The sequence below is a fragment of the Eggerthella hominis genome (genome assembly GCF_014287365.1).
GTDB lineage: Bacteria > Actinomycetota > Coriobacteriia > Coriobacteriales > Eggerthellaceae > Eggerthella > Eggerthella guodeyinii.
Map to the genome: position 1 here is coordinate 423,090 of NZ_JACOOA010000003.1, position 12,579 is coordinate 435,668.

16 protein-coding genes are annotated in these 12,579 nt (G+C 65.8%); 10 read left to right on the plus strand and 6 right to left on the minus strand.

The window, feature by feature from the left end; translation table 11 throughout:
• Positions 1-5: 5 nt before the first annotated feature.
• On the minus strand, positions 6-665 hold the full coding sequence (locus H8S61_RS09380) for an HXXEE domain-containing protein (protein WP_186938783.1): 660 nt from the start codon (positions 663-665) through the stop codon (positions 6-8).
• Positions 666-796: 131 nt separating this feature from the next.
• On the opposite strand from H8S61_RS09380, the gene H8S61_RS09385 reads away from it, so the two are divergent.
• The 5 genes from H8S61_RS09385 to H8S61_RS09405 all read left to right on the plus strand — a co-directional run bounded on the left by H8S61_RS09385 (position 797) and on the right by H8S61_RS09405 (position 5,129).
• On the plus strand, positions 797-1,375 hold the full coding sequence (locus H8S61_RS09385; protein WP_186938784.1) for a TetR/AcrR family transcriptional regulator: 579 nt from the start codon (positions 797-799) through the stop codon (positions 1,373-1,375).
• Between the two features lie 475 nt (positions 1,376-1,850).
• Positions 1,851-2,477 (plus strand): tryptophan transporter, encoded by a 627-nt coding sequence (locus H8S61_RS09390; protein WP_186938785.1) that lies wholly within the window; start codon positions 1,851-1,853, stop codon positions 2,475-2,477.
• Between the two features lie 191 nt (positions 2,478-2,668).
• The gene (locus H8S61_RS09395; RefSeq protein ID WP_186938786.1) at positions 2,669-3,508 is read left to right on the plus strand and encodes an energy-coupling factor ABC transporter ATP-binding protein; all 840 of its coding nucleotides are present in this window, start codon (positions 2,669-2,671) and stop codon (positions 3,506-3,508) included.
• Positions 3,505-4,362, plus strand: coding sequence for an energy-coupling factor ABC transporter ATP-binding protein (locus tag H8S61_RS09400; protein ID WP_186938787.1), 858 nt, complete (start codon positions 3,505-3,507; stop codon positions 4,360-4,362). The genes H8S61_RS09395 and H8S61_RS09400 overlap by 4 nt, the downstream gene beginning before the upstream one ends.
• Positions 4,359-5,129, plus strand: a complete 771-nt coding sequence (locus H8S61_RS09405; RefSeq protein WP_186938788.1) for an energy-coupling factor transporter transmembrane component T family protein — start codon at positions 4,359-4,361, stop codon at positions 5,127-5,129. The genes H8S61_RS09400 and H8S61_RS09405 overlap by 4 nt, the downstream gene beginning before the upstream one ends.
• Before the next feature lie 6 nt (positions 5,130-5,135).
• Here the strand turns inward: H8S61_RS09405 and H8S61_RS09410 are convergent, their stop codons facing one another.
• The gene (locus H8S61_RS09410) at positions 5,136-5,585 is read right to left on the minus strand and encodes a GNAT family N-acetyltransferase (protein ID WP_186938789.1); all 450 of its coding nucleotides are present in this window, start codon (positions 5,583-5,585) and stop codon (positions 5,136-5,138) included.
• A gap of 94 nt (positions 5,586-5,679) precedes the next feature.
• Between H8S61_RS09410 and H8S61_RS09415 the strand changes: the two genes are divergently transcribed.
• Positions 5,680-6,138, plus strand: a complete 459-nt coding sequence (locus H8S61_RS09415) for a GNAT family N-acetyltransferase (RefSeq protein ID WP_186938790.1) — start codon at positions 5,680-5,682, stop codon at positions 6,136-6,138.
• Here H8S61_RS09415 and H8S61_RS09420 read toward each other — a convergent pair.
• The 3 genes from H8S61_RS09420 to H8S61_RS09430 all read right to left on the minus strand — a co-directional run bounded on the left by H8S61_RS09420 (position 6,135) and on the right by H8S61_RS09430 (position 8,817).
• Entirely contained in the window at positions 6,135-6,785 is a 651-nt protein-coding gene (locus tag H8S61_RS09420) for an SdpI family protein (protein WP_186938791.1), read from the minus strand. The genes H8S61_RS09415 and H8S61_RS09420 overlap by 4 nt on opposite strands.
• 105 nt (positions 6,786-6,890) lie before the next feature.
• Positions 6,891-8,051, minus strand: a complete 1,161-nt coding sequence (locus H8S61_RS09425; RefSeq protein ID WP_186938792.1) for an ABC transporter permease — start codon at positions 8,049-8,051, stop codon at positions 6,891-6,893.
• The gene (locus H8S61_RS09430) at positions 8,044-8,817 is read right to left on the minus strand and encodes an ABC transporter ATP-binding protein (RefSeq protein ID WP_255466542.1); all 774 of its coding nucleotides are present in this window, start codon (positions 8,815-8,817) and stop codon (positions 8,044-8,046) included. The genes H8S61_RS09425 and H8S61_RS09430 overlap by 8 nt, the downstream gene beginning before the upstream one ends.
• Positions 8,818-8,942: 125 nt before the next feature.
• Here H8S61_RS09430 and H8S61_RS09435 point away from each other — a divergent pair, with 125 nt between their 5' ends.
• Positions 8,943-9,557 (plus strand): TetR family transcriptional regulator, encoded by a 615-nt coding sequence (locus H8S61_RS09435; protein ID WP_186938793.1) that lies wholly within the window; start codon positions 8,943-8,945, stop codon positions 9,555-9,557.
• Here H8S61_RS09435 and H8S61_RS17710 read toward each other — a convergent pair.
• Positions 9,520-9,807: a GNAT family N-acetyltransferase gene (locus tag H8S61_RS17710; RefSeq protein WP_186938794.1), complete on the minus strand. Its 288-nt coding sequence runs from the start codon at positions 9,805-9,807 to the stop codon at positions 9,520-9,522. The genes H8S61_RS09435 and H8S61_RS17710 overlap by 38 nt on opposite strands.
• 86 nt (positions 9,808-9,893) lie before the next feature.
• Here H8S61_RS17710 and H8S61_RS09445 point away from each other — a divergent pair, with 86 nt between their 5' ends.
• The 3 genes from H8S61_RS09445 to H8S61_RS09455 all read left to right on the plus strand — a co-directional run bounded on the left by H8S61_RS09445 (position 9,894) and on the right by H8S61_RS09455 (position 12,414).
• Positions 9,894-10,541, plus strand: coding sequence for a LysE/ArgO family amino acid transporter (locus H8S61_RS09445; protein ID WP_222617649.1), 648 nt, complete (start codon positions 9,894-9,896; stop codon positions 10,539-10,541).
• Positions 10,542-10,685: 144 nt separating this feature from the next.
• On the plus strand, positions 10,686-11,525 hold the full coding sequence (locus H8S61_RS09450; protein WP_186938795.1) for a deoxyribonuclease IV: 840 nt from the start codon (positions 10,686-10,688) through the stop codon (positions 11,523-11,525).
• A 52-nt stretch (positions 11,526-11,577) separates the two neighbouring features.
• A complete protein-coding gene (locus H8S61_RS09455) occupies positions 11,578-12,414 on the plus strand; it encodes a deoxyribonuclease IV (protein WP_186938796.1) in 837 nt (278 codons plus the stop codon).
• The last annotated feature ends 165 nt before the right edge of the window (positions 12,415-12,579 follow it).

Here is a 12,579-nt window from a genome sequence, read left to right on the forward strand (position 1 = left end):
ATCCTCTAGCCCCGCTTCGCTCCTATCTGGGCGAAAGCCCGCACCTTCTCCAGCTGGTCGACCTGCCAATGCGGCACGTCGTAGGGCGAGTCCTTCCGTTTGAGCCCCTGAACCGGCAGCACGACGGTGAGCGCCGCGATGGCGACGAAGCCGAGCGCGCCCAGCGCCCAGTCCGCGCCGGAGGCCAGCCCCTGCGAGGCGACGAGGAAGAAATACCACGCGCTGATGGGCAGGAACAGCAGCAGCGACGTGGCCATGCCGGGGTTGTACCAGGTCTTCATCTTGACGTTCATCTGCACGCCGTGCCCGAGCACCTGGTAGGCGTTGAAGAGCATGGTGGCGATGCCGAGCCAGGTCAAATTCGGAAGCGCAAGCGCCAGGATGTAGAACACGTAGGCCGACAGGTTGACGATCATGACAGAGTTCCAGTTTCCGGGGTAGCGCCGATACAGCTCCTGTTCTCCGTAGAACACGCGGTTGATGACCACCGGGCCGCCGCCGGGGAACGCGTACTCCTCGAACTGGTGCAGCGGCAACGCCATGAGCGAGAACAGCAGCACGGTCTGCACCGCATCGAGTTCGCGACCCCACAGCACCGCCCCGAACGACAGGCAGGCGAAGAACACCATGCCCAGGTAGAACCAGTTGTTTCGTATGAACTTCATGGAACGCCTCCTCAGGTACTTTCTTTTGAAATCGTCCGACAACATGTTGTATGATGATTGTAAGAAACGTGCGTCGAGCCATCAACAGACAATCGACCCTCACGTTGTCGGATGATCGAGAAAGGGGCGTCGTGGCGAACAAGCAACCGGAGGTGCGCGAGAAAACGCGCGCCGCGCTCCTGGAGGCGTTCTGGCGCCATTACGGGGAAGCGCCGGTCGACCGCATCAAGATCCGGGCGATCACCGATGCGGCGGGATACAACCGCAGTACGTTCTACCAGTACTTCGACGACGTGTACGATCTGCTCGACCAGGCCGAGGAGGCGCTGCTCTCCGATGCGCTCGTCTACTTCGAGGAGGCGTTCGAGCATCGTGAGTCGGCTGCGTTCGTGGAGAAGGCGACGGCCGCCTACGAGCACTTCGGGTACTATCTCAGCAAGCTGCTGGGCCCTCATGGCGATCCTTCGTTCGCCACACGCTATCGAGCCGCCATCAAACCGCTCATGGTCAAAGAGCTGGCGCTCGATGGCGACGACCCCCTCGCCGACATCGCGTGCGAGTATTGCCTGGGGGCGTTCGTGTCGGTTGTTTCGGCCTGGTACGGCAAGGGAAAGCCCATTCCTGCAGATCGTCTGGTGCGCCTGCTGCAGGAGCTCACGACCCACGGCATGAGCGGCTTGGTTTCGTCGAATGAGAAAATTTCTTCTTGACAGCTTTCCGGATCATTGTGCTATAGTTTGCGCCACAACTTAATACCTTGAAACCTATGAGGCGAAAGTCAAGCCATCATGAGCACTCACAGAGAGCGGGCGTAGCTGGGATTCCCGCAGTAAGCTGGATGGTAAATGGATCGCCGAGGGAAAGGGGAAAGGGAGGCGCGGCGCGCAAGCGGCCAAACCGACCGAGTATCTGGACCGTGAGCCTGCGTTAAGGGCAGAACATGTGTTGGCATGTTCGTGAGAGGGTTCTGCATTGCAGAATCAACGGTGAAGGTGGCACCGCAGGTTACAAGACCTGTCCTTCGATGAGAAGGACAGGTCTTTTTCATTGTGGGGGAGCGGGGCGCCGAATTCATGCAGTTGTCTGCGAGGTCGATCCTCATCCGCGAAGTTCGTGCCGGCAAACCAAACGCCCCGGGAGGGGCAATGACCGGCGGGAACTCCGCCAAAGAAAGGATTGAGGAACATGGAACAGCAGATCAAGCGCGAGGTTGCAACGCAGACGGCAGCGGCGGGCGAGGCGGCCGCGCCGCGCAAGCGCGAAGTGGCGGCAGCACCCAAGAAGGCGGGCCTCTCCACGCAGGATCTCATCCTCATCGCCGTGCTGCTGGCGGCCGGCGCGGTGCTCAAGCTGACGGTGGGCTCGCTGCTCTCGTCGATGGGCATGAAGCCGAACTTCATCATCGCCATGTACTGCCTGGCCATCATCCTGACGCGGCCGAAGCTGGGCCAGGCCCTGATCATCGGCTTGCTGGCGGGGCTCATCTGCCAGATTCCGCTGCTGAACGCCACGCCGCTCTTGAACATCCCCTCCGAAGTGCTCGGCGCGCTCGCCTGCGGCCTGCTCATCAAGGTGCCGATGCGCATCGGCGGCAAGCTCGACCTCAACCCGCTCGTGAACACGTTCGTCTCCACGGTGGTGTCCGGCGGCACCTTCGCCCTGCTGTCCATCTACATCAACGTCGTGTCCACGGGCGGCGACGTGATGGTGGCGCTGGCGACGTACGCGGCCATCGTCTTCGGTACGGCCACCTTCAACTGCATCCTCGTGCAAGTTCTGGCCGTGCCGCTGAAGAAGGTTCTCAAGCGCTAGGAGGGTTCCACGGGCCTACGTCCCGCGGAACCTGCCGACGCTGCGGTCGGCCGTGGCGCCCGATCTCGCGGCGATGACGAGGGCTCGCGTACGCAAGTACGCGTCGCCCTCGCCCTCCCCACGATCTCGGGTGCCACGGCCGACCTCGCTGACTTACTGCGCCAACCTGCGATTCGGAAGAAAGACTCGACATGATAGAGATACGCGATTTCACGTTTCAGTACCGCGAAAGCGAGCGGCCGGTGGTGAGCGGCATCGACCTCACCATCCCGGACGGCGCGTTCGTCGGCGTCACCGGGGCCGCCGGCTCGGGCAAATCGACCCTGACCTACGCGCTGAACGGCATCATCCCGCATTGCTATCCGGGCGACTTCTACGGCTCCGTCGTCATCGACGGGCTCGACACCTGCGAGGTTGCGCTGACCGACGTGTCGCAGGTGGTGGGCAGCGTTTGCCAGGACGTCGACAGCCAGTTTGTCACGTCGGTCGTGGAGGACGAGGTGCTCTACGGACTCGAGAACTTCGGCGTGCCGCGCGACGAGATCGAGGGTCGCGTGAGCCGGGCGCTGGCCGACATGGGCATCTCCGACGTGCGCGACCGCGTGATCTCGTCGCTGTCCGGCGGGCAGAAGCAGAAGGTGGCCATCGCGTCCATCCTGGCGCTGAACCCGCGGGTGCTCGTGCTGGACGAGCCCACCGCCGAGCTCGATCCTCTGAGTTCGCGCACGGTGTTCGACCTGTTGGCACGCTATGCGCGCGAGCACGGCACCACCGTCGTGGTGGTGGAGCAGAAGATCGCCCTGCTGTCCCAGTACGCCGACCTGCTGGTCATCGTCGACGAGGGGCGCATCCGCTTCGCCGACGAGCCCGCGAAGGTGCTGGAGCACAGCGACGAGCTCAAGCGGATCGGCGTCAACTGCCCGCGCTCGACCACCCTCATGAACCGTCTGCGCGCCGAGGGCCTGTACGGCGGCGCGTCCGTCCGCAACGTGCGCGAAGCGCGCGAGGCTTTGAAGGAGGTGCTCGCATGATCGAGTTCGACGACGTGCGCGCGTCCTACGACGCGTCGCTCCCCATCTTGAAGGGCGTCAGCTTCACGATCCGCGACGGCGAGTTCGTCGCGTTCGTGGGCACGAACGGAGCCGGGAAATCGACCACGATGCGCCTGATCAACGGGCTGCTCAAGCCCGACGCCGGCCAGGTGCTCATCGACGGCGTGCCCACGACCGATCTGCGGACGAGCGAGCTTGCGCGGCGCGTGGGCTTCCTGTTCCAGAATCCCGACAGCCAGATCTGCTGCAACACGGTGCGCGAGGAGCTGCTGTTCGGCTTCAAGGCGCTTGGGGCGGACGGCCCGGACGCCGATGCGCGCGTGCAGGACATCATCGAGGAGTTCCGTTTCAACGCCGACGACGACCCGTTCCTGCTGAACCGCGGCGCGCGCCAGCTTTTGGCGCTGGCCTCCATCGTGGTGCTCGCGCCGCCGGTGGTGGTGCTCGACGAGCCCACCACGGGCCTGGACTACCGCGAGTGCGTGAAGGTGATGGACATCATCCGCCGCATCCACGAGCGGGGCACGACGGTGGTCATGGTATGCCACGACATGGAGGTGGTGGCGGACTACGCCGAGCGCTGCATCGTGATGAGCGGCGGCACGGTGGTAGACGACGCCCCCACGTTCGACGTGCTGCGCAATCGCGACACGCTCGAGCGCGCCTCGCTCGTTCCGCCGCAGATCGTGGACTTGTCGCTTGAGCTGGCGTGCGAGATGCCGCAGCTCGCCGAGACGGCCGTCGCCCGCGCCAACACGGTGGACGAGATGCTGGCCGCCGTCGCGGCGCAGGCTCGAACAACCCCGGATGTCGAAAGGGGCGTGTGCGCATGAGCTCGTTTCTCGAATACGTGCCCGGCACCAGCCTGCTGCACCGCATGAACCCGGTGGCCAAGCTGGTAGCGGCCGTGGCGTTCGCGCTCGCGTGCTTCTGCTCGAGCAACCTCGTGTTCCTGGCCGCGATGCTGGCGGTCGGGTTCGCGCTGGCCGCGACGTGCGGCATGGTCAAACCCACCATCGGCCTGGCGAAAGCGGTGTTCGCGTTCTCGCTGATCCTCGCCATCGTCCAGATTCTCACGACGCCGAGCGGAGCGGTGCTGGTGGAGCTGCCGTGGGGCTACATCGGCACGGACAGCCTGCGGGCGGCGCTCACCACGGTGGTGCGCCTCATGGCCGCCGCCATCCCGCTGTTCCTCGTGTTCTACGTCACCAAGATGAACGACATCACGAACGCCGTGGTGAAGGTGCTGCACGTGCCGTACAAGTACGCGTTCACGTTCACGTCCACCATCCATTTCATCCCCATGTTCATGAACGACATGAAGGGCATCATGGAGGCGCAGACCGCGCGCGGCGTGGAGTTCGACGCGGGCGGCATCGTGCGGAAGGTGCGCCTGATGGTGCCGCTGTGCGTGCCGCTGCTCGTGTCGTCGGTCCGCAAGACCAACAGCGCCGCCATCGCCGCGGAGGTGCGCGGCTTCAACCTGCGCACCGCGACGAGCGGTTACAAGGAGTACCCCTTCGCCGGCTCCGACGTGGTCGCGATCGCGGCCTCGCTCGCGCTGGTCGCCTGCGCCGTAGTGTTGGGCGTCGTGCTGTAGGGAAGGTCAGGCGTCCTTGCGAAGGTACACCATGTCTCGGAGTTGGATGCCGTCTTCGAACATGGGGTGGTCGTAGTTGTCGGTGAAGAAGTTCTTGTCGCGGTGCGAGATGCGGAAGCCGCATCGCTCGTAGAAGCCCAAGGTTTTCGGTACGTCGCCCGTGCCGACATACATGGTTTCGAACGCTCCGAGGTAGCGGTCGGAGAGGTATTCGACCATGGCCTTCCCGTACCCTTTTCCCTGGTGCTGCGGGTACGTGGCGATGTTCTTCAGCTCGCACTCCTCGGCACTCAGCGCGACGACCACGGCAACGCACTTCGTCCCGTCGTCGTCGAGGACGAAGAGTCTGCCGTCGTCCAGGTACCGGTCGATCATGTCCTCCTGCTCGTCCGCCAGCAGCAGCAAGTCGAGGTACCGCTTCTTGTCGGCGGTCACCTCGACGATGCGGTATCCCATGGTCCATCCCTTCGCAGCTTCGGTTCGTTAACGGCTAGTATACCCCGAAGCTTGTGCAATAATAGGCGGCTGTGATGGCGGCGAAGGAGGGCGGATGGAGTACGCGGTGGCTGCGGAAAGCCAGGTCGACGAGCTGTACGAGCTGGTACAGCGCACGATACGGGCGGTGTATCCGCGCTACTACCCGCAGGCGGTGGTGGAGTCGTTCTGCGGGCTGCACAACCGCGACGCCATCGCGGCCGACGTGGCGGCGGGGCGCGAGGGCGTCGTGCTCGTGGACGGCCGCGTGGCCGGCACGGGCTGCCGCGACGGCAACCACATCACGCGCGTGTACGTGGCGCCCGCCTTCCAGGGTCGCGGCGTGGGCAGCTTCATCATGCAGCGCCTCGAGGACGAGATCGCGCCCGATCACGCGACGGCCCTGCTCGACGCCTCGCTGCCGGCGACGGGCCTCTACGAGCGCCGCGGCTACCGCACGCTGCGCCACGAGCAGTTCCCCGTCGAAGACGAAGCCGTGCTCGTCTACGCCGTCATGGAGAAAGAGCTTGCCTAGCCCTGCACATCCTTGCAGGCGAAGTACGAGCCGACGATGCTGACGAGGGTCCAGGCGACGAAGATGACGACGGCGACGACGAACGCAACCTCGCCGTCGAAGAGGATGCCGCAGGCGATCATGAGGATGCCGGCGGGGATGGACGCGTACGCGCCGAACCGCTGACCCTTTCGCCAGGCCTCGTCGCTGCTCTGCGCCCACGGCAAGCGGATGCCGAACGCGGCGTTCCGCGTCGTCTTCGGCATGAGGTTTCCGAGGAACAGCAGCGTGGCTCCCACGATGACAGCGGCGATCTTCGACATGCCGCTGTCGGGCGTGCCCACGGCGACGGCGGTGGAATCGTACGACAGGGTGTTGAGCGACACGAACACCGATACGGCGATGAACATCGCCTGCATGCCGACGTTGAGCTTCATCATGGTGGCGCGGTTCTCCTGCTCGCCGAACCTCGCGAGCAGCATCAGGAACAGCCCGAACACGAACGCGAGCGCCACCACCGTGAAGGTTTCGTAGCGGCTGCCGATGCGGTCGACTTCGCCGCCCGTGAAGTGAACCGGCACCTGATCGGGCATCATCGCCACGAACGCCGCCGTCACCGCCACGTCGATCGCGAACAGGACGCCGACGGCGAGATACCCCTTCTTCATGTTCCGCTCCTTCGGCTCCGCTCTTGCACGACGACCCGCCCCCACGCGTTCCAGTATAAAACTTCCGGGGGGGGGGGGGCGTCAATGCGGGCTTTCCGGGCTGCCCTACGCGCGCTTCTTGCGGAACTTGACGGCGGCCAACGCGAAGAACAACGCGACGAATCCCCAGATCACGGCAAGGTCGAAGCCGACGCTGGCGAAATCGGCGCCGCGCAGCATGACGGCGCGCAGCGCGTCTACGCCGTAGGTGATGGGGAAGCATTGGCTGAGCACCTGCATCCACTCCGGCGCGCTCGCGAGGTCGAACAGCCCCGACAGCAGGATCTGCGGAACCACGAACAGCAGCATGAGCTGGATGACCTGGAACCCGCTTTTGGCCAGGCCCGACACCAGCAGCCCCAGCGTGACCGAGGCGAGCGCCATCGACACCACCACGAACGCGACGAGCCAGACGGGCCCCTCGTTGGGGAAGCCGATGAACGCGAGCGCGATGAACAGGATGACCGCGGCCTGCACCAGCGCCAGCAGGCCGAAGCCCGCGGTGTAGCCGCCGAGGATCTGCACCGGCTTCACGGGCGTGGCCAGAAAGCGCGTCATGGTGCCCGCGCCGCGCTCGTTCACGAGCGACATGCCGCTGGTCAGGAACACGAACACGAATACGAAGATGCCGATGAACACGGGGCCGTAGAAGTCGAACATCTTCCAGTCCTCGGTGCCGTGGAGGTACGTCGTCTCGACGTCCTGCACGGGAAGGTAGGCCGCCATGTCGAAGTCGAAGGCGTCGAGCTCTTCGGCCAGCGGGCTCGCGGCGGCGCCCTGGGCGAGCAGCATGTCCGCGATGCCGTCCTTGCGCTCTTCGACGTCGGCCTGCATCTCGTCGGCCGCCTCCTGCTGCGCCTCGCTCAGCGCTTTCGCCACGACGTTCGCCGCTGCGGCCGTCTTCGTGGAGTCGCTCCCCTCGGCCCACAGCTCCAGCGTGGCGTCGTCGCGCATGCGCAGCACGGCGTCGGCCTCGTTCGCGCGCAGCAGGCGCTCGGCTTCGGCCTCGGTGGTGTCGACGATGCGGGTGTCTTGGCCCTCGAGCGCGGTTTGGAAGCTGGCGGGCAGGTCCACGGTGGCCAGCCGCGGCTCGTAGGCGTCGGTGCCCAGCAGCACCGACAGCAGCCACAGCACCAGGACGGGGGCCACGAACAGCAGGGCGAGCGTGCGCTTGTCGTGCGCGAACTGCGACAGGACGCGCCGCGCGATGGCGAAGGTGTTACGCATGGGAGGCCTCCTCCCGCTCGTTGCCGGCCAGCGCGAGGAACGCGTCTTCCAGGTTCGCGGTGCCGGTCTGCGCGAGCAGCGCGGACGGCGTGCCTTGGGCGATCACGCGCCCGGCGCGCAGCATGGCCACGTCGTCGCACTGCAGGGCCTCGTCCATGATGTGCGTGGTCACGAGCAGCGTGGCGCCCCCGGCGGCCAGCTCGCGGAAGCGTTCCCAGATGCGCCGGCGATGCTCGGGATCGAGGCCCACCGTGGGCTCGTCCAGCACGAGCAGGTCGGGGCGGTGCAGCATGGCCACGCCCAGCGACAGGCGGCGCTTCATGCCGCCCGAGAACGCTCCCACCAGCCTGTTTCGATCGGAGTCGAGCCGCGTGAAGGCCAGCATGTCGTCGATGGCGTCGGCCAGCTCGGGCGCGCGCAAGCCGTTGAGCGTGCCGAAGAAGCGCAGGTTCTCCGCGGCGGTCACGTCCTCGTACAGCGCCGTGTCCTGCGGCATGAAGCCGATGCGTCGGCGCGCCGTGGGGTAGGGCGCCTGCTCGCCCAGCACGCGCACGGTGCCCGCGGTGGGAACGAGGATGCCCATGACGAGGTTGACCATCGTGGTCTTGCCGCAGCCGGACGGCCCCAGCAGGCAGACGATGCGTCCTGCCGGAACGTCGAGATTCACCTGGTCGAGCACTGTTTTGCGCCGGTCGCCCAGCGGCGTTTTGCGCCCGAAGCGCATGGTCGCGTCAGAGAACGCTATCATCGGCTGCGCGTGTTCCATACGGGGTCCTTTGCGGTCGTTTGTCCGTTTCTGCTATCATAAATCAAACAGATTGTTGGAAAAAAGGAACAAGAGCGGAACGCCTGTTGGATTATCGCGTCGTCGCACGTCGGAAAGGAACGCCCATGGCCCGCCCTCGCAAGGATTCGCCCGGCCCCTCGGCGGAGGAGCGCCTCCAGGCAGCGTTTTGGGAGCTCATCGAGGAGCAGCCGCTCGAACGCATGACGGTGGGCGACCTGACGGCGCGCGCGGGATGCAACCGCGGCACCTTCTACTATTACTACGACGATATGTACGAGATGCTCGACGCCATGATCGACCGGAACCTGCCCAAGCAGCTGCCGTCGTTCCTGTTGCAGCATTTCACGGGCGAAGCCCCGTCGGTGGATCACGATCGCGAGCTCGCGGTGGCCCTGCGCACGTTCCAACCCATGATCGACCGGCTGTGCCTGCTGCTGGCGAACGCGTCGTCTCCCCTGGTCACTCGACGCGTGAAAGGGGCTGTCATGGAACTGTGGGCGGGAGAGTTCGCCGCGGGCGGCGAGGCCGCGCTTGCGGGCGACGCCCGCATCGTGCTCGAGTTCGTGGTGAGCGGCATCCTCGGGCTCATGGCGTACCGTGCCGAGACGGGCATGCGCGTGTCCGTGGAGGAGATCGCGCAGGTTCTCGCTCCCGCGCTGCCCGACGCGCTCGCGCCGATACTCAAGCGCATCCTGGAAGCCGACGCCGCTCCTGCCTGAGTCGTCGGCGTTGCAACCGCTTCGCGAAGCAGATGAGGCGGTTCGCTTCCTCGAACCCCGCGTGGAGGTGAAACGCCAGGCTGGCCGCGTTGTCCAACTCGCAATCGCTGGCGAATTCGGTGCAGCCGCGCTCCTTCGCCCACGCTTCGCAGGCGCGCAGCAGCTCGCGCGCGTGCCCCCGATGCCGGCACGCCTCGTCGACGTAGACGCCCTCCAAGTACCCGACGGGGCTCGAGGACGTGCCCTCCACGTAGTCGCGGCGTGCGCCGCACGGGCGTGGCGGTGGGGTATGATGGTCGTCGTCGGATACGGTAGCAGAAACGCAGGTGACTTGTCTTGGATGGTTCGGTGCTGGTGCAGGGGTTCACCATGGGGCTCGCGTACGTCGCGCCCATCGGCATGCAGAACCTGTTCGTCATCAACGCGGCCGTGTCGCAGCCGCGTTCGCGCGCCCTGGCAACGGCCCTGTTCGTCACCGTGTTCGACATGATGCTGACGCTGGCCTGCTTCTTCGGCATCGGGGCCGTCATGGACGCCGTCCCCTGGCTCGGCCCGCTCATGCAGCTCGTGGGCGGCGCGCTCGTGGTGCTCATCGGCGTCGTGCTCGTGCTGCCTCGCAAAAAGGCGTCGAAAACCGAGCCGAATGCGGCGGGGAGCGCTGCGTACGAGCACGCGAAGGGGCCGGGTCTGCGCGGCGTGTTCGTGGCGGCGCTGCTGGTCACCTGGTGCAACCCGCAGGCGTTCATCGACGGCACGATGATGCTCGGCGCGTTTCGCGCCACGTTCGGCGGGGCGGACGGCATCGCGTTCGTGACGGGAGCGTGCGCGGCGTCGCTCGTGTGGTTCCCGGGGATGGCCCTTATCGTGTCGGTTCTCGGCAGCCGTTTCAACGATCGCGTGCTGCGCATCATCAACGTGGTGTGCGGCCTCGTGGTCATCGCGTACGGCGTGCGCCTCATCGCCGCGTTCTTCGGCATCGGGTGATCGGGCCGCAACAGCCTGCCAACAAATGCGCGGCGGCGCGCGCCTGCGCGTCGCGTGCCCGCGGGCCGTTCGCTAGGATAGACGGCATTGTTCCCTGATCGTCCTGATCGGGCCTGATCGGCTCCGATCGGAAAGGATGCCGCTATGTTCACCATCGGCTGCCATCTCTCGGATAAAGACGGATACCTTCACATGGCGAAGGACGCCGTGTCCATCGACGCCAACACGTTCCAGTTCTTCACGCGCAACCCGCGCGGCGGCGGGCAGAAGGCGCTCGACCCGAAGGACGTCGCCGCGTTCCGCGCCTACGCGCCCGAGCACGGCATCGACGTCATCATGGGATACGCGCCCTACACGGTGAACCCCGCCAGCGACAAGATGAGCGAGTACGATTTCACGATGATGGTGCTGGCCGAGGATCTGGCGCGCATGGAGGAGACGCCGCATGCGCTGTACACGCTCCAGCCTGGTAGCGCCCTCGGGCAGCCGGAGGACGTGGCGCTGGCTCAGGTGGCCGCGGCCCTCAACGACGTGGTGACGCCCTCGCAGACGACGCGCGTGCTGCTGGAAACCATGTCGGGGTCGGGGACGGAAGTGGGCAGCACCTTCGAGCAGCTGGCCGCCATCCTCGAGGAGATCGACCTGCGCGACCACGTGGGCGTGTGCTTCGACGCGTGCCGGGTGTGGGGCGCCGGCTACGACATCGTGGACGACCTCGACGGCGTGGTGGAGGAGTTCGACCGCGTGATCGGCCTCGATAAGCTGTGGGCCATCCACTTGAACGACAGCGTGGACGCCTGCGGCTCGCACAAGGACCGCCATGCGCCCATCGGCGACGGGCGCATCGGCCTTCCGGCGCTCGCCGCGATGGTGAACCATCCGAAGCTACGCGCCGTGCCGTTCTACCTCGAGGCGCCGGACCCGACGCTCGCGAAGTACGGTGCGACTATCGAGAAGCTGCATCAGGCTCGCGCGAACGCGTAGGCGCATCTGCTACTATATGCGTCACGATTAAATCACCGGAAAGGACGCGGGCATGTTCACCATCGGATGCCACCTCTCGAGCGCCAAGGGCTACCTTCACATGGCGAAGGACGCCGTGTCCATCGACGCCACCACGTTCCAGTTCTTCACGCGCAACCCGCGTGGCGGCCGCGCGAAGGTCATCGACCCGAAGGACGTGGCGGCGTACGCGGCCTACGCGCCCGAACACGGCATCACGCGCATCCTGGCGCACGCTCCCTACACGCTGAACCCCGCATCCGACAAGCAGCAGACGCGCGATTTCGCGCTCATGGTGCTGGCCGAGGATCTCGGCCGCATGGAGGAAACGCCGCATCAGCTGTACAACATGCACCCGGGCAGCGCCGTGGGCCAGACCCACGAGGAGGCCATCGCGAAGATCGCCGACGCGCTCAACCAGTCGCTGCTGCCCGTGCAGACCACCACGTTGCTGCTTGAAACGATGGCGGGGAAGGGCAGCGAGATCGGCGGGACGTTCGAGGAGCTGGCGGCCATCATCGCGCAGGTGGAGCTCGAGAGCCACGTGGGCGTGTGCCTCGACACGTGCCACGTGTGGGATGCGGGCTACGACATCGTGGGCGACCTCGACGGCGTGGTGGAGGAGTTCGACCGCGTGATCGGCCTCGACCGCCTGCGCGCCATCCACCTCAACGACTCCCAGAACGCCCGCGGCTCGCACAAGGACCGCCACGCGCGCATCGGCGAGGGCGAGATCGGGTTCGCGGCGCTCGCCGCCGTCACGAACCACCCGAAGCTGCGCGACCTGCCTTTCTACCTGGAAACCCCCAACGACAAGCTGTCAGGCTACGCCGAAGAAATCGCCGCGCTTCGAGAAGCGCATGCGGGGTAACCTTCTCCGTTCTTCATGGCGCGGCAGAGGCTCCGGCATGCGTGCGTCTTACGCCGCGCCGACCGCACGGCGCACCCCTGTGGAATCTGCGACAAAAATCGTGCAAATGTTCTTGACTACCGAACCGATGTTCGTTATACTGATGCTATAGCGGCTGGACGTTCA